General features: G+C 72.7%; 17 protein-coding genes and 1 tRNA gene. 12 read left to right on the plus strand and 6 right to left on the minus strand.

From position 1 onward, the window contains the following. The 4 genes from ispH (at position 1) to ABS41_RS01175 (ending at position 2,538) form a co-directional block, all read left to right on the plus strand. Complete coding sequence (gene ispH, locus ABS41_RS01160) at positions 1–951, plus strand: 4-hydroxy-3-methylbut-2-enyl diphosphate reductase (RefSeq protein WP_290589291.1); 951 nt, start codon at positions 1–3, stop codon at positions 949–951. Positions 952–988: 37 nt separating this feature from the next. Then, a tRNA-Thr gene (locus ABS41_RS01165) sits at positions 989–1,064 on the plus strand. Positions 1,065–1,258: 194 nt separating this feature from the next. Beyond that, positions 1,259–1,804, plus strand: a complete 546-nt coding sequence (locus ABS41_RS01170) for a hypothetical protein (protein ID WP_290589294.1) — start codon at positions 1,259–1,261, stop codon at positions 1,802–1,804. A gap of 50 nt (positions 1,805–1,854) precedes the next feature. Beyond that, positions 1,855–2,538, plus strand: coding sequence for an SOS response-associated peptidase (locus ABS41_RS01175; RefSeq protein ID WP_290589297.1), 684 nt, complete (start codon positions 1,855–1,857; stop codon positions 2,536–2,538). Here the strand turns inward: ABS41_RS01175 and ABS41_RS01180 are convergent. From ABS41_RS01180 to lexA, 4 genes are read right to left on the minus strand one after another with little or no spacing between them, the layout of a single operon-like run. Further along, positions 2,535–5,612, minus strand: coding sequence for an error-prone DNA polymerase (locus tag ABS41_RS01180; protein ID WP_290589731.1), 3,078 nt, complete (start codon positions 5,610–5,612; stop codon positions 2,535–2,537). The two genes, ABS41_RS01175 and ABS41_RS01180, sit on opposite strands and share 4 nt — an antisense overlap. A 2-nt stretch (positions 5,613–5,614) precedes the next feature. Next, on the minus strand, positions 5,615–7,033 hold the full coding sequence (locus ABS41_RS01185; protein WP_290589301.1) for a DNA polymerase Y family protein: 1,419 nt from the start codon (positions 7,031–7,033) through the stop codon (positions 5,615–5,617). A 12-nt stretch (positions 7,034–7,045) separates the two neighbouring features. Then, on the minus strand, positions 7,046–7,666 hold the full coding sequence (gene imuA / locus ABS41_RS01190; protein WP_290589304.1) for a translesion DNA synthesis-associated protein ImuA: 621 nt from the start codon (positions 7,664–7,666) through the stop codon (positions 7,046–7,048). Positions 7,667–7,668: 2 nt separating this feature from the next. After that, positions 7,669–8,274 carry a transcriptional repressor LexA gene (gene lexA / locus ABS41_RS01195; protein ID WP_290589306.1) on the minus strand — a complete coding sequence of 202 codons (606 nt, stop codon included), beginning with the start codon at positions 8,272–8,274 and terminating at the stop codon, positions 7,669–7,671. Between the two features lie 138 nt (positions 8,275–8,412). On the opposite strand from lexA, the gene radA reads away from it, so the two are divergent. Then, the gene (radA, locus tag ABS41_RS01200) at positions 8,413–9,810 is read left to right on the plus strand and encodes a DNA repair protein RadA (protein WP_290589310.1); all 1,398 of its coding nucleotides are present in this window, start codon (positions 8,413–8,415) and stop codon (positions 9,808–9,810) included. Between the two features lie 9 nt (positions 9,811–9,819). Here radA and ccsA read toward each other — a convergent pair whose 3' ends face one another. Continuing rightward, positions 9,820–10,623, minus strand: a complete 804-nt coding sequence (gene ccsA, locus ABS41_RS01205; protein WP_290589313.1) for a cytochrome c biogenesis protein CcsA — start codon at positions 10,621–10,623, stop codon at positions 9,820–9,822. A 108-nt stretch (positions 10,624–10,731) separates the two neighbouring features. On the opposite strand from ccsA, the gene ffh reads away from it, so the two are divergent. The 6 genes from ffh (at position 10,732) to ABS41_RS01235 (ending at position 14,742) form a co-directional block, all read left to right on the plus strand. After that, positions 10,732–12,105, plus strand: coding sequence for a signal recognition particle protein (ffh, locus tag ABS41_RS01210; protein WP_290589317.1), 1,374 nt, complete (start codon positions 10,732–10,734; stop codon positions 12,103–12,105). Between the two features lie 77 nt (positions 12,106–12,182). Next, positions 12,183–12,437, plus strand: a complete 255-nt coding sequence (gene rpsP, locus ABS41_RS01215) for a 30S ribosomal protein S16 (protein ID WP_106989006.1) — start codon at positions 12,183–12,185, stop codon at positions 12,435–12,437. Between the two features lie 34 nt (positions 12,438–12,471). Next, positions 12,472–12,978 carry a ribosome maturation factor RimM gene (gene rimM, locus ABS41_RS01220; protein WP_290589325.1) on the plus strand — a complete coding sequence of 169 codons (507 nt, stop codon included), beginning with the start codon at positions 12,472–12,474 and terminating at the stop codon, positions 12,976–12,978. 14 nt (positions 12,979–12,992) lie between these two features. After that, positions 12,993–13,751: a tRNA (guanosine(37)-N1)-methyltransferase TrmD gene (gene trmD / locus ABS41_RS01225; protein WP_290589328.1), complete on the plus strand. Its 759-nt coding sequence runs from the start codon at positions 12,993–12,995 to the stop codon at positions 13,749–13,751. A 110-nt stretch (positions 13,752–13,861) separates the two neighbouring features. Then, positions 13,862–14,233 carry a 50S ribosomal protein L19 gene (rplS, locus tag ABS41_RS01230; RefSeq protein WP_290589734.1) on the plus strand — a complete coding sequence of 124 codons (372 nt, stop codon included), beginning with the start codon at positions 13,862–13,864 and terminating at the stop codon, positions 14,231–14,233. 101 nt (positions 14,234–14,334) lie between these two features. Beyond that, complete coding sequence (locus ABS41_RS01235; protein ID WP_290589331.1) at positions 14,335–14,742, plus strand: RNA-binding S4 domain-containing protein; 408 nt, start codon at positions 14,335–14,337, stop codon at positions 14,740–14,742. 1 nt (position 14,743) lies between these two features. Here ABS41_RS01235 and ABS41_RS01240 read toward each other — a convergent pair whose 3' ends face one another. Next, complete coding sequence (locus ABS41_RS01240; RefSeq protein WP_290589334.1) at positions 14,744–15,220, minus strand: Lrp/AsnC family transcriptional regulator; 477 nt, start codon at positions 15,218–15,220, stop codon at positions 14,744–14,746. Positions 15,221–15,312: 92 nt separating this feature from the next. On the opposite strand from ABS41_RS01240, the gene ABS41_RS01245 reads away from it, so the two are divergent. Continuing rightward, on the plus strand, positions 15,313–16,497 hold the full coding sequence (locus ABS41_RS01245) for a PLP-dependent transferase (protein WP_290589337.1): 1,185 nt from the start codon (positions 15,313–15,315) through the stop codon (positions 16,495–16,497). Positions 16,498–16,511 lie beyond the last annotated feature (14 nt).

Genomic DNA, 16,511 nt, shown 5'->3' on the forward strand with positions numbered 1-16,511 from the left:
ATGGAAGTCCTGCTCGCCAATCCCCGCGGTTTCTGCGCCGGCGTCGACCGCGCCATCGAAATCGTCAACCGCGCCATCGAGACGCTCGGCGCGCCGATCTACGTGCGCCACGAGGTAGTGCACAACCGCTTCGTGGTCGAGGACCTGCGCCAGCGCGGCGCGGTCTTCGTCGAGGAGCTCGACGAGGTGCCCGCCGGCGCCACCGTCATCTTCAGCGCCCACGGCGTCTCGCAGGCGGTGCGCGCCGAGGCCGACCGCCGCGGCCTGAAGGTGTTCGACGCCACCTGCCCGCTGGTGACCAAGGTGCACATCGAGGTGGCGCGCCACTGCCGCGCCGGCCGCGACGTGGTGCTGATCGGCCATGCCGGCCACCCCGAGGTGGAAGGCACGATGGGCCAGTGGCGCCGCGAGCATGGCGACAACCACATCCACCTGGTCGAGGACGTGGCCGGCGTGGCCACGCTGCAGCCCACCCAGCCCGACAACCTGGCCTACACGACCCAGACCACGCTCTCGGTCGACGACACGAAGGAAATCATCGCCGCCCTGCAGGCGCGGTTCCCGGCCATCCAGGGCCCGAAGCACGACGACATCTGCTACGCCACCCAGAACCGCCAGGATGCCGTGCGCATCCTGGCCGGCAAGTGCGAGGTGGTGCTGGTGGTGGGCTCGGTGAACAGCTCCAACTCCAACCGCCTGCGCGAGCTGGCCGAGAAGCAGGGCGCGCGCGCCTACCTGATCGACGGCGCCGAATGCATCGACCCGGCCTGGGTGGCCGGCGCCAGCCGGGTGGGCCTGACCGCCGGCGCTTCGGCGCCCGAGGTGCTGGTGCAGGGCGTGGTGGACCGGCTGCGCGAGCTGGGCGCCACCGGGGTCGAGGACCTCGAGGGCAAGCCCGAGGACGTGGTCTTCGCCCTGCCCAAGGAGCTCCGGATCCAGCTGGTAAATTGACCGGCCGGGCCCGGAAAGCCTAGAATCCGCGCCTTACGCCGGAATAGCTCAGTTGGTAGAGCGGCGCATTCGTAATGCGTAGGTCGCAGGTTCGACTCCTGTTTCCGGCACCAATTCTCTTGCCTCGGCCTGCATCTGGCCGCGCAGTTTGAAACCCCGCGCAGTCGGGGTTTTTCTTTTCCACGCGAAGCATTTCCTGCCCCCGCACGCGCCCGCTTCGCAGCCGCGTCGCCGCCGTTTTCCTACGCCACCGCGCCGCGCGCATCGGCAACCTGTGCCTGTCCGATCCGGGACTGGGAGGGAAACGATGAGCAAGTTCAATCCGATCATGGCGGGCCTGCTGCTGGCGGGCCTGGGGCTGGCGGCGGCGCCGTCGGCGATGGCCGCCAAGGCCGCCGCGCGCGCCGAGGCCTCGCCGCTGCAGCGCTGCATCACCGAGAGCTGGCACAAGGTCTACACCCGCGCCGACGCCGACTACGCGCTGGTTCGCACACACCTGGAGCAGACGCTGGGCGGCGCGTCACCGTCGGCGCGGGCGCGCGCCCTCGATCCGCGACGGCCGCCGCTGGGCGAGCTCTCGTTCACCGTTTCCATCGAGGCCCGGCGCTGCGAGCAGCTGCCGGGCGGGGCGGGCGGCTGGTCGGCGCCGGTGTCGCCGTCGTTCTGCGCCGACGTGGGCTGCGCCGATCCCCTTCCGGGCTACAACTCCCCGGAGGGCTCGATCATGGTGATCGAGAGCTGCGAGGGCGGCACGCGGACCACGGCGGTGTACGAACGGCGCAGCGGTACCTGGGTGATGGTGCAGTACGAGCAGGTGCGCAGCACCGAATGCGGGCCGGCGGCGGGTGGCTGAGCCTGCGCCGGCGCAGGCGGGAGGCGGCCGGGCAGGGCTAGACTGCGCGCATGTGCGCGCGCTACGCCCTGTTCGGCCCCTTCCCCCTGGGCAACCTGGTGCCCGGTTTCGTCGAGCACGTCATCAATCCGCTGGCTGGCTTCGCGCAGTACAACATCGCGCCGAGCCAAGTGAACCCGGTGGTGGTGGCCGGCCAGGGCGGCCCCGGCCTGGAGTCGATGCGCTGGGGCCTGCTGCCGCATTGGGCACGCGACCCGAAGATCGCCTACTCCACCATCAACGCCCGCGCCGAAACGCTGGTGGAGAAGCCCGCGTTCCGCGACGCCTGGCGGCGCGGCCAGCGTTGCCTGGTGCCGGTCACCGGCTGGTACGAGTGGGTGGACCTGGGCGGCAAGCGCAAGCAGCCGTATTTCTTGCGCGCCGCCGATGGCGCCAACCCGATGATGTTTGCCGGCCTGTGGTCGCGCTGGACCGATGCCGAAGGCCGCGGCGTGGCCACCTACACCGTGGTCACCACCGAGGCGATGGGCGAGGTGCGGCGCGTGCACGACCGCCAGCCGCAGGCGCTGCCCGCCGAAGCCTGGGACACCTGGCTGCGCGCACCGGTGGCCGAGGCGGTGGCGCTGCTGCAGCCGGTGGTGACGGCGCTGCGCATCGCGCCGGTGGGGGCGGCCGTGGGCAATCCGCGCAACCAGGGGCCGGGCCTGGTCGAGCCGCTCGAGGACGCGGGCTAGCGGAAGTTGCGCGAGCGCGCGTCGAGCTGCGCGGCCAGGGCGGTTTCGTCGTGCAGGCGGCTGGCGATCAGGTGGCTCACGCCGTCCACGTTTTCCCAGCGGCCCTCCACGCCCAGCAGGCGCGATTCGACCAATACCCGGCGCTGGCGTTCGCCCAGGTCGCGCCAGACCACCACGTTCACCATGCCGTCCTCGTCCTCGAGCGTGACGAAGGTGGTGCCGCCGGCGGTCTCGGGGCGCTGGCGCATCGTCACCAGGCCGGCGGCGCGCACGCGGCTGCCATGTGGCAGTTCGCGCAGCTCGCGCGAGCGACGGTAGCGCCGCGTCGCCAGCTGCCGGCGCAGCAGGGCCAGCGGATGCGGGCCGAGCGTGAGGCCCAGGCGGGCGTAGTCGGCCAGCAGGTCCTCGCCGGCGCTGGGCACGGGCAGCTGCACGGCGTCCTCGGCCGGCGAGGCGTCGAACAGCGGCAGCTGCGTCTCGACGCCGCCCACGGCCCAGCGCGCCCGGTGCCGGTGCCCGGCCAGGCCGCGCAGCGCGCCGGCCTCGGCCAGCAGCGAACGCGCGCGTTCGTCCAGGCCGGCGCGGTGGCACAGGTCGGCGACGTCCTCGAAGGGGCGCACCGCGCGCGCGGCCACCAGGCGTTCGGCGGGCTCGCGCGCCAGCCCGCCCACCTCGCGCAGGCCCAGGCGCAGCGCCGGCTGCCGGGCTTCGTCGCCGGGCCAGGACTCGAGCGTGTTGTCCCAGTGGCTGTGGCGCACGTCCACCGGCCGCACCGCGATGCCGTGCCGGCGCGCGTCCTGCACCAGCTGGCTGTTGGAGTAGAAGCCCAGCGGCTGCGAGTTCATCAGTGCGCAGGTGAAGGCCGCCGGCTCGTGGCACTTGAGCCAGCAGCTGACGTAGGTGATGAGCGCGAAGCTGGCCGCGTGCGATTCGGGGAAGCCGTAGCTGCCGAAACCGCGGATCTGCTCGAAGATGCGCTCGGCGAAATCGGTGTCGTAGCCGTTCTTCGCCAGTCCCGCGAACAGCCGCTCGCGGAAGTGCTCCAGGCCGCCGCGCCGCTTCCAGGCCGCCATGCCGCGGCGCAGCTCGTCGGCCTCGCCGGCGGAAAAGCCCGCGGCCACGATCGCCACCTGCATCACCTGCTCCTGGAACAGCGGCACGCCCAGCGTGCGCCGGAACACCTCCTCCAGCGCCTTCGAGGGGTAGCTCACCGGCTCCAGGCCCTGCCGGCGCTGCAGGTAGGGGTGCACCATCTTTCCCTGGATCGGCCCGGGCCGGACGATGGCCACCTGGATCACCAGGTCGTAGAAGGTGCGCGGCTGCAGCCGCGGCAGCATGGCCATCTGCGCGCGCGATTCGATCTGGAACACGCCGATGGTGTCGGCGCGCCGGATCATGGCGTAGGTGGCCGGGTCCTCGGCGGGGATCGTGGCCGGCGTCAGCTCGCGGCCGCGGTCCGCGCGCAGCAGCGCCAGGCACTTGCTCACCGCGGTGAGCATGCCCAGGGCCAGGCAGTCCACCTTCAGCAGGCCCAGCGATTCAAGGTCGTCCTTGTCCCACTCGATGATGGTGCGCTCGGGCATGGCCGCGTTCTGCACCGGCACCAGCTGGTGCAGGGGCTGGTCGGAGATGACGAAACCGCCCACGTGCTGGCTCAGGTGCCGCGGCGCGTCCAGCAGCTGCCGCGTCAGCGCCAGCACGCGGCGCAGCACCGGCGCGTCGGGGTCGAAGCCGCGCTCGCGCAGGCGGTCTTCCACCGGCGAGTCGCCGTCCCACCAGGCGAAGCAGCGGCTGAGCTGGTCCACCTGGTCCGGCGGCAGGCCCAGGGCGCGGGCCACGTCGCGCACCGCGCTCTTGCCGCGGTAGCAGATGACGGTGGCGGCCAGCGCGGCGCGCTCGCGGCCGTACTTGCGGTAGACGTACTGGATGACCTCCTCGCGCCGCTCGTGCTCGAAGTCCACGTCGATGTCGGGCGGCTCGTTGCGCTCCTTCGACAAAAAGCGCCCGAACAGCAGGTTCATGCGCGCCGGGTCCACCTCGGTGATGCCCAGCGCGAAGCACACCGCCGAATTGGCCGCCGATCCGCGGCCCTGGCAGAGGATGCCCCGCCCGCGCGCGAACACCACGATGTCGTGCACGGTGAGGAAAAACGCCTCGTAGCCAAGCTCGGCCACCAGCGCCAGCTCCTCGTCGACCTGCCGCCGCACTTTTTCCGGCGCGCCATCGGGCCAGCGCCGCGCCATGCCCTGCTCGGTGAGCACGCGCAGCCAGCTCGAGGGCGTGTGGCCTTCCGGCACCAGCTCGCGCGGGTACTGGTAGCGCAGGCTGCCCAGGTCGAAGCGGCAGCGTCCGGCGATGCGCAGGGTTTCGTCCAGCAGCTCGCGCGGATAAATCGCGGCCAGCGCCCGGCGCGTGCGCAGGTGGCGCTCGCCGTTGGCGAACAGGTGCGCGCCGGCCTCGGCCACGGTGAGGTGGTGGCGGGTGGCGGTGAGCACGTCCTGCAGCGCGCGGCGGGCACGCACGTGCATGTGCACGTCGCCGGTGGCCACGGCCGGCAGGCCCAGCCGCGCCGCCATCGCCTGCAGCGCCGCCAGCCGGGCGGCGTCGTCGGGGCCGCGGTGCAGTTCCACCGCCAGCCAGCAGCGGCCCGGGAAGCGTCCGCGCAGCCATTCGCCTTCGCCCGCGTCGGGCTCGGCGCCCGGCAGCCACAGCGCCAGCAGGCCGCGGGTGTCGCCCTCGAGGTCGGCGCGGCGCAGGCGGTATTCGCCCTTGGCGCTGCGCCGCCGGCCGGTGGTGAGCAGTTCGCACAGGCGCTGGTAGCCGCCGGCGTCCTCGACCAGCAGCACGCAGCGCAGGCCGTCCTCGAGCCGCAGTTCACTGCCGGTGATCAGCGGCACGCCGGTGGCTTTGGACGCTTCCCACGCGCGCACGATGCCGGCCAGCGTGCCTTCGTCGGTGATCGCCAGCGCGGCGTAACCCTGCTGTTTGGCCCGCTCGAACAACTCGCGCGCCGACGACGCGCCGCGCCCGAAACTGAAATGCGTCAGGCAGTGCAGCTCGGCATAACCCGGCAGGCTCACGCGAACCAGCCGTGCAGCATGAACGGCCCGCGTTCGCCGGCCGCGCAGAACACCCAGGCGCGCTGGCCCTCGGCGGTGCGCACCACGTAGTAGTCGCGGCGCACGTCGTCGCCGTCCCACCAGCCCGCTTCGATGCGCTCGGGCCCGGCCAGCAGTTCCGGCGCCGGCCCGCGCAGCGGGATGGGCCGCTCGAGCAGCCACGTCGGCCGTGGCAGCGACGGCGGCGCCGGCAGCTTGCCGCGCAGCGTGGCCACGCGACGCTGCGCGTGCTCGGGTCGCGGGTCGGCGTGCGGCGCCCACTGGTACACGGCCTGTTCGCCCAGCCGCGCCTGCAGCCGCGCCTGCAGCGCCGGCCAGTCCATGGCGCCGGCCGGCCGCGCCTCGAACAGGTCGCGCCCGGCCGGCACGAAGGGCGGCAGCTCGGTGGCGCGCAGGCCGAAGGCGCGCACCGGCGCCGGGATCGATTCGCGTTCGATCACCAGCTTGGCCAGTTCGAACAAGCGCGCCGGGTCGCGCTCGGCCGCCATCGCGCCCACCACGTGCGCGCTGGGCGGGCGCAGTTCGTGCTCGTACACCAGCTCGAAGCGCTGCACGCCGCCGTCGCGGCCGACCAGGAAGGCGCACAGGTCGCCGATCAATCGCCGCAGCGGGAACAGCAGGCCGGTGTGGTAGCGGATCTCGTCGTCGAATTCGAAACGCGCTTCGAAAAAATCCGGCGGCTGGTAGCAGGGGCGCAGGTCGGGCGCATCGCCGGTGAGTTTGTCGAGCAGTTCGGGCAGGCCCGCACCGAAGCGTCGCCGCAGGCCCGCGCGCGGCAGCGCGAACACCTGCTTCAGGCGCCGCACGCCCAGCGCCGCCAGCGCCTCGCGCTGCGCGGGCTCGAACGGCGCCAGCGCCAGGGGCAGGGCGTCGAGCGCGCGCCGCAGCCGGGCGGTGTCGCGCACCGCCAGGCCGTCGCGAAACCGCGCCAGGCACAGCGCGCCCAGCGGCGTGGGCGCCACCGCCAGCGTGTGCGCCAGGCCCAGTTCGCGCAGGTCGTCGCGCAGCAGGCGTTCGAAGCGCGGCCAGGGTCCGAACAGGCCCAGGCTGCCGCCCACTTCCAGCCACAGCGTGTCGGCCTCGTCGCGGCAGACCTGGCCGGAATAGCGATAGGCCCAGGCGCAGGCGAGGTCGAGCAGGCGGCTGGCCCCGTCGGCGTCGAAGGGCAGGGTGACGAGGCCGGGGCACAGCGCCACCGCCGCGGCCAGCGGCTGGCCCGCCCGCACGCCGGCGTCCTGCGCGCTGTCGTTGGCCTGCACCACCACGCGCCGCTGCGGCGGGCCGTCGGCCAGGGCCAGCGGCGCGGCGGGGTCAGGCTGGCGCCGGAGCGCGGCGTCGAGCGCCCGTCGCGGCAGGTGGATGGCGGCCCAGAGCACGGCGCGCCGGCATCAGTGCCGGGTGGCCGGCGCCCAGGGCACCGGCGACGCAGGGGGATGGCCGCCACGGCATTTGAGGATGCGCACGCCGCCGGCTTCGAACTGCAGCCGCAGCGCCGCCGGCGACGGGTTGCGCGCCGCCGGCGCCGGCCGGAACACGAAGCCCAGGGCCTGCCCGGTTTCGCAGGCCACCTGCAGCCGGCGCAGGGTCTTGTCGTCGGGCTGGCGCGGCCAGCCCAGCACGGCGCCGCAGGCCTGGCTGCGCAGGCATTGTTCGAGCGCCCAGGCCGACTGCCGGCCGCCGGTGTCGACCACGTGCAGGCGCGTGAGGTCGAGCCCGGCGCGCGCCAGCGCGGGCGCGTAGGGCCGGTAGGGCGGATCGACCCAGGCGATGTCGCGGCCGGCGCGGGTGAGCCGCGCCAGCGTGGGCAGCAGCAGGCCCAGCTCGCCCACGCCGTCGGCGGGCAGCAGCAGTTCGGTGAGCGAGGCCTCGGGCCAGCCGCCGCCGGGCAGGGCGGCGTCGAGCGCGGCGTGGCCGCTGGGCTCGCGCGCGGCTTCGGCGCGGCCGCCGGGCTGGCCGCGCCAGAGCCGGCGCTGGGCCAGCAGGGTGTCGAGGGAGAGTACGGCGCCCATGCTCAGCCCCGCCGCACCAGGCCGCAGTACACGCCCTCGATGGCGAACACGGCGCCGGGCGGCACCTCGATGGGCGCGTGGTCGGGATTGCGCGGCAGCAGGGTGATGCGGTCGCGGCGCCGGCGCAGGCGCTTGACGGTGAGCTCGCCGTCGAGCCGCGCGACCACGATCTGGTTGTCGCTGGCCTCGGGCGTGCGGTGCACGGCGATCAGGTCGCCGTCGAAGATGCCGTCGTCGCGCATCGAGTCGCCGCGCACGCGCAGCAGGTAGTCGGGGCGCGGGAAGAACAGCGCGCGGTCGAGCAGCAGCGGCGGCTCGGCCTCGGCGTCGCCGATGGGCTGGCCGGCGGCGACCGCGCCCAGCACCGGCAGTGCCAGCCCGCCGGCCGGCGCCGGCGGGTTCACCAGCCGGATGCCGCGCGACTTGCCCGCCAGCAGCACCAGCGCGCCCTTGGCCTCCAGGGCCTGCAGGTGGGCCTGGGCCGAACGGGCCTGGCGGAAGCCGAATTCGCGGGCGATTTCGGCCAGGGTGGGCGGCATGCCTTCGCGCGCCACGTGGGCGCCGACGAAGTCGAGGATGGCCTGCTGGCGGTCGGTGAGGGTATCCATGGCACAAATATATGTGGTATTGATGTGCCCGGCCAGTGCCCCCGGCCGGCGGTTCCCGACAGCCTGTCGCGGCCCTGTCTCACGGGCTGGGACGGTGGCCGGTTTACCCTTCCCCTCCCCGAACCGGACTTCGACCCCATGGCCAAGGCCAAGACCGCCTACGTCTGCTCCGACTGCGGCGCCTCCACCACCCAGTGGCAGGGCCAGTGCGCCGACTGCGGCGCCTGGAACACGCTCACCAGCTTCGTGGTCGAGCCGGCCAGCACCAGCAAGGGCGCCGCGCCGGCGGCGGCCCGCCACGGCGGCTGGGCCGGGCGCCCGGACGCGGCCGGCATCACCGCGCTGCGCGACGTGAGCCAGACGGCCGAATCGCGCACCTCCACCACCATCGGCGAGCTCGACCGCGTGCTCGGCGGCGGCCTGGTCGATGGCTCGGTGGTGCTGGTGGGCGGCGACCCGGGCATCGGCAAGTCCACCCTGCTGCTGCAGGCGCTGGCGCAGATGGCGGCGCAGCGGCCGGCGCTGTACGTCACCGGCGAGGAAAGCCTGGCCCAGGTGGCCGGGCGCGCGCAGCGCCTGGGCCTGCCCATCGACAACCTGCATGCGCTGGCGGAAACCTGCGTCGAGAAGATCCTGGCCCAGGCCGCGTCCGCGAAGCCGGCGCCGCGCCTGCTGGTGGCCGACTCGATCCAGACGCTCTGGAGCGAGCTGCTCACCGCCGCGCCCGGCTCGGTCAGCCAGGTGCGCGAGAGCGCGGCCAGGCTGGTGCGCTTCGCCAAGGAAACCGGCACCTCGGTGTTCCTGGTCGGCCACGTCACCAAGGAGGGCGGCATCGCCGGCCCGCGCGTGCTCGAGCACATGGTCGATGCGGTGCTGTATTTCGAGGGCGAATCCGGCAGCCGCTTCCGCGTGCTGCGCGCCTTCAAGAACCGCTTCGGCGCGGTGAACGAACTGGGCGTGTTCGCGATGGGCGACAAGGGCCTGCGCGAAGTGCCCAATCCTTCGGCCATCTTCCTCAGCGGTTCAAGCACCGCCCAGCCCGGCAGCGCGGTGATGGTCACGCGCGAAGGCACGCGGCCGCTGATGGTCGAGGTGCAGGCGCTGGTCGATGCCTCGCCGCTGTCGAACCCGCGCCGCGTCGCGCTGGGCCTGGAGCAGAACCGCCTGGCCATGCTGCTGGCGGTGCTGCACCGCCACGGTGGCGTGGTCACCGGCGACCAGGACGTGTTCGTCAACGTGGTCGGCGGCATCCGCGTGCAGGAAACCGCGGCCGACCTGCCGGTGCTGCTGGCGGTGCTGAGCTCGCTGCGCGACCGGCCGCTGCCGGAGAAGACGATTGCCTTTGGCGAAGTGGGCCTGAGCGGCGAGATCCGCCCCGTGCCCAATGGCGAGGAGCGCCTGAAGGAAGCCGCCACCCACGGCTTCCGCCGCGCCATCGTGCCGCGCGCCAACGCGCCGAAGAAGGGCGCCTACAAGGACCTGGAGGTCATCGCCGTCGAGCGTTTGTCGGAGGCCCTCGACGCGGCCGCCGGGTAAGACGCAGCCTCAGCGGCGGTGCAGCACGAGTTCGTAGACGAACTTGCTGCCGAAGAAGGCCAGCAGGAGCAGCACCATCGCCACCAGCGTGAGCTTGGCCGCGCGCGGGCCGCGCCAGCCCCAGCGCCAGCGGCCGAACAGCAGCACCGCCAGCACGCCCCAGGACAGGATAGACAGCACCGTCTTGTGGCCCAGGCCCTGGCCGAACAGGTCGTCGACGAACAGCACGCCGGTGAGCAGGGCCAGGCTCAGCAGCACGAAACCGGCCCAGAGCGTGCGGAAGAGCAGGGTCTCCATCTGCGTCAGCGGCGGCAGCAGCCGCACCCAGCCGCCGAGATGGCGCTGGCGCAGGGCGTGGTCCTGGAACCAGAGCATCAGCGCCAGCACGGTGGCCACGGCCAGCGTGGCATAGGCCAGCAGGGCCAGCAGCGCGTGCAGCTGCAGGCGCCAGTCGAGCACCGCGCCCGGGGCGGCGCCGCCGAGCAGGGCATAGGCCAGCAGCACGGCCGCGGCCAGCGGGAAGACGATGATGCCCAGGGCCTCGATGCGCTGCGCCGGCCCCAGCGCCGTGGTCAGGCCGGCCATGCCCAGGCCCACCAGCGACAGCGCCGGGAAAAAATGCAGGTCGGCCGCGTCCAGCTGGCGCCAGGCCAGCGCATGCACCAGCAGGTGCAGCGCCAGCGCCGGCAAGGCCAGGGCCAGCCAGTGCTTCGGCGTCGGGTGCGGGCCCTGGGCGTGGCCGGCCAGGCGATGGCTGGCCAGGGCGTAGAGCACGGTGGCGGCGAGGGCGAAGGCGAGGGCGAGCGGCGACATCACCCGAGTTTGGCACAGTGCCCGCCGGGACGAGAACGGTTCGCACCCGGCGGGGCCCGGCGGCCCGGCGCGGTATACTTCGCGCCCCATCCGCAAGACCCACGGCCCATGTTCGAGTCACTGACCCAGCGTCTGTCCGGCACCCTGCAAAAGCTGCGCGGGCGCGGCCGGCTGACCGAGGAGAACATCCGCGAGGCCACCCGCGAGGTGCGCATCGCCCTGCTCGAGGCCGACGTGGCGCTGCCGGTGGTCTCGGCCCTGGTCGAGCGCATCAAGGCCCGCGCCGTGGGCCAGGAAGTGCTCACCAGCCTCACCCCGGGCCAGGCCCTGATCAAGGTCGTGCGCGACGAGCTGGCCGCGGTGATGGGTTCGGCCGCCAGCGAGCTCAACCTCAACGTGCCGGCGCCGGCGGTCATCCTGATGGCCGGCCTGCAGGGCGCGGGCAAGACCACCACCGTGGGCAAGCTCGCCAAGCACCTGAAGGAAAAGAAAAAGAAGAAAGTGATGGTGGTCTCGGCCGACGTCTATCGTCCGGCCGCCATCGAGCAGCTCCGCACCCTGGCCGGCCAGGTGGACGTGCTGTTCTTCCCGTCCAGCGCCGACCAGAAGCCCGAGGCCATCGTCCGCGCCGCCATCGACGACGCCCGCAAGAGCTTCGTGGACGTGCTGCTGGTCGACACCGCCGGCCGCACCACCATCGACGAAGCGATGATGGCCGAGATCCAGGCCCTGCACGCCGCGGTCAAGCCGGTCGAGACCCTGTTCGTGGTCGACGCCATGACCGGCCAGGACGCCGCCAACACCGCCAAGGCCTTCTCCGACGCGCTGCCGCTGACCGGCGTGGTGCTCACCAAGACCGACGGCGACGCCCGCGGCGGCGCCGCGCTGAGCGTGCGCTACATCACCGGCAAGCCGATCAAGTTCGTCGGCGTGGGCGAGAAGCCCGACGGCCTGGACGTGTTCCACCCCGACCGCGCCGCCAGCCGCATCCTCGACATGGGCGACGTGCTCAGCCTGGTCGAGCAGGTCGAGCAGCAGGTGGACAAGGACAAGGCCGCCAAGCTGGCCGAGAAGGTCGCCAAGGGCAAGAAGTTCGACCTCAACGACATGAAGGACCAGTTCGAGCAGATGCAGAACATGGGCGGCCTGTCGGGCCTCATGGACAAGCTGCCGGGCATGGGCCAGGTGCCGGACCACGTGAAGGCCCAGGTCACCGGCAAGGAAATCCCCCGGATGGTGGCCATCATCAACTCGATGACCAGGAAGGAGCGCCGCAACCCGGGCCTCCTGAACGGCTCGCGCCGGGCCCGCGTGGCCCGCGGCTCGGGCACCACCCCGGCCGACGTGAACAAGCTGCTCAAGCAGTACCAGCAGATGGAAAAGATGATGTCCAAGCTGTCCCAGGGCGGCATGAAGGGCATGCTGCGGGGCATGAAGGGCCTGATGGGCGGCGGTTTCCCCGGCCGCTTCCCCGGTCGCTGAAAACCCGCTACAATCCGCGATTCCCCGGGCGGCGTTGCCATCCGGTTCACCGTCCAAGAACTGCAGAGCAAACCGACATGGTCAAGATCCGTCTGACCCGCGGCGGCGCCAAGAAGCGCCCCTTCTACCACATCATCGTCACCGACCAGCGCAACAAGCGCGACGGCCGTTCGATCGAGCGCCTGGGTTATTACAACCCGGTTGCCCAGGGCAACGAGAAGCGTGTCGAGCTCGACACCGAGCGCGTCAAGCACTGGGTTTCGCACGGCGCCCAGCTGACCGAGAAGGTCAGCGCGCTGGTCAAGGAAGTCTCGGCCAAGGCTTCGGCCTGAGGTCCCGGCCTCGCCCCGCGCGAGGCCTGCTGGCATGACTACCGGGCGCCGCATCCTGCTGGGCAGGGTCGCCGGCGCCTTCGGCGTCAAGGGCGAACTCAAGCTCCTGTCCTGGACGGAGCCCCGCGATGCCCTGTTCCGCTACCAACCCTGGATCCTCCGCTCGGGCAACGCCGAGCGCGAGGTCGTGGGCGTGCGCGGCCGCGACACCGGCAAGGCGGTCATCGCCAGCTTCCCGGGCGTTGAAACCCGCGACCAGGCCGAGGCCCTGCACGGCACCGAGATCTGGGTGCCGCGCGACCGCCTGCCGCCGCCGGCGCCCGGTGAGTATTACTGGGTGGATCTCGAAGGCCTGAAGGTCGAGACCACCGAGGGCGTCGCCCTGGGCACCGTCTCGCACCTGTTCGAGACCGGCGCCAACGACGTGATGGTGGTGTCCGGCGAGCGCGAGCGGCTGGTGCCCTTCATCACCGGCCAGTACATCGTTTCCGTCGATTTCGAGGCCGGCAAGGTCGTGGTCGACTGGGACCCGGACTTCTGAGCCGCGGGCGCGCCATGCGCATCGACGTCGTCACCCTGTTCCCCGACTTCATCCAGGCCAGCGCCGCGCTGGGCGTGGTCGGCCGCGCGCAGGAGCGCGGCCTGCTGGCCGTGCAGGCCTGGAATCCGCGCGACTACGCCACCGACAACTACCGCCGCGTGGACCAGCGCCCCTTCGGCGGCGGCCCCGGCATGCTCATGCTGGCCGAGCCCCTGGGCGCCTGCCTGGCGGCCGCGAAGGCGGCCGACCCGGCCCCGGCGCGGGTCATCTACCTCAGCCCCCAGGGCCCGCGCCTGACCCAGGCGAAGGTGCGCGAGCTGGCGGCGCTGCCCCGGCTGGTGCTGCTCTGCGGCCGCTACGAGGGCCTGGACGAGCGCTTCATCGGGCGCGAGGTGGACGAGGAGCTGTCGATCGGCGACTACGTGCTCTCGGGCGGCGAGCTGGCCGCGGCCGTGCTCGTGGACGCGGTCGGCCGGCTCCAGGAGGGGGCGCTCAACCACGCCGATTCCGCCACCCAGGACAGCTTCGAGGACGGCCTGCTCGACTGCCCGCACTACACCCGCTCCGAGGCCACGGGCACCGAGGGGGTGCCGGCCGTGCTGCTTTCGGGCGACCACGCCGCCATCGCCCGCTGGCGCCGGCAGCAGAGCCTGGGCCGCACCTGGCTGCGCCGCCCGGACCTGCTGGCCCGGGCCCGCCTGGACAAGGCCGACCGGGCCCTGCTGGCCGGGTTCATCGAGCAGTGGCTGCGCGAGCACCCGCCGGGCGGCTAACCACTTTGCCTTCAAGGGCTTGGGCCGCTATACTAGGCGGCTCCACGATCAGCCAAGCACGGGCTCCGGGCCTCTGGCACGCACTTAAAACAACCATCAGAGGCGTAAGCATCATGAGCATCAACAAGCTGCTGCAGCAGTTCGAAGCCGAGCAGACCAGCCGCGTGCTGCCGTCCTTCTCGCAGGGCGACACCATCGTCGTCAACGTGAAGGTCAAGGAAGGCAACCGCGAGCGCGTGCAGGCCTACGAGGGCGTGGTCATCGCCATCAAGAACGCCGGCCTGAACTCGGCCTTCACCGTGCGCAAGATCTCGCACGGCTTCGGCGTCGAGCGCGTGTTCCAGACCCACAGCCCGATCATCGACTCCGTCGTCGTGAAGCGTCGCGGCAAGGTGCGCCAGAGCAAGCTGTACTACCTGCGCAACCTCGAGGGCAAGAAGGCCCGCATCAAGGAAGACCTGGCGGCCCGTTCGGCCGACTGAGCCACGTCGCCCGCTTCCAGCGAACGGCCGCCCCCGGGCGGCCGTTTCGCGTTGTGGCCCCTGCGATTGAGCAGCGCCACGGACGGGTCGTAGCATTACGCATGACCGATCAGAACACTTCCGCCGCCGACGTCCGCCTCGACGTCTGGCTCTGGGCGTCGCGCTTCTTCAAGACCCGCGCGCTGGCCAAGCAGGCCATCGCCGGCGGCAAGGTGCAGGTGGGCGGGCAGGGCGCCAAGCCCTCGCGTTCGGTGCGCGTGGGCGACGTGCTGGGCATCCGCCGCGGCGAAGAACAGTTCGAGGTGACGGTGCGGGGCCTGAGCGAAACGCGCGGACCCGCGCCGGTGGCCCGCACGCTCTACGAAGAATCCGAAGCCTCGCGCGCCGCGCGCGAGCAGGCGGCCGCCGAACGCCGTGCCGCGGCCACCGGCTACCGCCCGCCGCTGACCAAGCCCGACAAGCGCGCCCGCCGCCTGATCCAGGCCCTGGGCGACCTCGACGCGCTCTGACTCAGTCGTCCTCGCCGGCCGCGTACACCGGCAGTTCGGGCGCGCGCTGGAAGGCGAAGATCAGGTGGGTCTCGATGTGCGCCACTTCCTCGCGGCTGGTGAGCGCCGAGAGCGCGAAGTCGCGCAGGTGGTCGCTGTCGCGCACGCCCACGTGCACCAGGAAGTCGTCGGCGCCGGCCACGTGGTAAAGGCACAGCACCTCGGGCAGCGCCACCAGGTGCTGGTGCATGGCCTCGACCTGGGTGCGCGAGTGCCGCGCCAGGCGCACCGCCACCATCGCCTGCAGGCCGATGCCGACCGCCGCCGGGGCGATCTCGGCGTGGTAGCCCAGCAGCACGCCGGCCTCGCGCAGCCGCCGCACCCGCTCCAGGGCCGTGGACGGCGCCACGCCCACGCGCTCGGCCAGGTCCTTGTTGGGAATCCGCGCATTCTTCCGCAGGAGGCGCAGGATGGCGAAGTCCGTTCGGTCGAGGTGCATGGCTGGCCCCCTTCGGAGAAATAGTGTTCGGCCCGGCCGAATCGTAGCCCAGGCCGGGCGATAGTGCGGCTTTCCAGCCCGGGGAGGCCACCATGAACCGCATCGACACCCTGGCCGTGCACGCCGGCCGCGAGGATTTCGCCGCCCTGGGCGTGCACGCGCCGCCGATCGACCTGTCCACCACCTACCCGGTGGCCGACCTCGGCGTGGGCACCGAGAGCTTCGACGCGCTGGTGGGCGGCGCCGCCAGCGCCGCCAACCCGATCTATGCCCGCCTGCACAACCCGACCGTGGGCCGGGTGGAGTCGGCGCTGGCCACGCTCGAAGGCACCGAGGCCTGCGTGGCCTACGGTTCGGGCATGGCCGCGCTCACCGCCGTGCTGATGGACGCCCGCAGCCGCGGCGGCCACGTGCTGGTGGTGCGACCGCTCTACGGCACCTCCGACCACCTGCTGGCCTCGGGCCTGTGCGGCCTGGAGGCCGAGTTCGTGGACGCGGCCGAAATCGCCGCGCGCCGGCGCGCCGACACCGCGCTGGTGATCATCGAAACGCCGGCCAACCCCACGCTCGACCTGGTCGACATCCGCGCCGTCGTGGCCGCGGCCGGCGGGGTGCCGGTGCTGGTGGACTCGACCTTCGCCACGCCGGTGCTGCAGCGTCCGGCGGCGCTGGGCGCGGCCTACGTGATGCACAGCGCCACCAAGTTCCTCGGTGGCCACGGCGACGTGATCGCCGGCATCGTCTGCTGCAGCGAGGCGCGCGCGCGGCCGCTGCGCACGGTGCGCGCGGCCACCGGCGCGCTGCTGCACCCGCTGGGCGCCTACCTGCTGCACCGCGGCCTGCCGACCCTGGCGCTGCGCGTCGAACGCGCGCAGGCCAATGCCATCGAGCTGGCCAACCGCCTCGCCGCCCATCCCGCCGTGGCCCGCGTGCACTTCCCGGGCCTGGGCACCGTGCGCAACGCGCACCTGCTGGGCAGCCAGATGGCCGGCCCCGGCAGCCTGATGGCCATCGACCTGCGCGGCGGCTACGCAGCCGCGGCGGCGGTGATGGCGAAGGTGAAACTGATGACGCCGGCGGTGAGCCTGGGCTCGGTGGACACCCTGATCCAGCATCCGGCCGGCCTGACCCACCGCGTGGTGGACCCGCAGGCGCGGCTGGCCAGCGGCATCGGCCCGGGCCTGCTTCGGCTGTCGGTGGGCATCGAGGGCGTCGAGGACCTGTGGGCCGACCTGGCCCAGGCCCTCGAGGGCGTCGCGCTCAGCGCCGCGGCCTGAGCCGGCGGCGCATC

This window comes from Arenimonas sp. SCN 70-307 (genome assembly GCF_001724815.1).
Classification (GTDB): domain Bacteria; phylum Pseudomonadota; class Gammaproteobacteria; order Xanthomonadales; family Xanthomonadaceae; genus Arenimonas.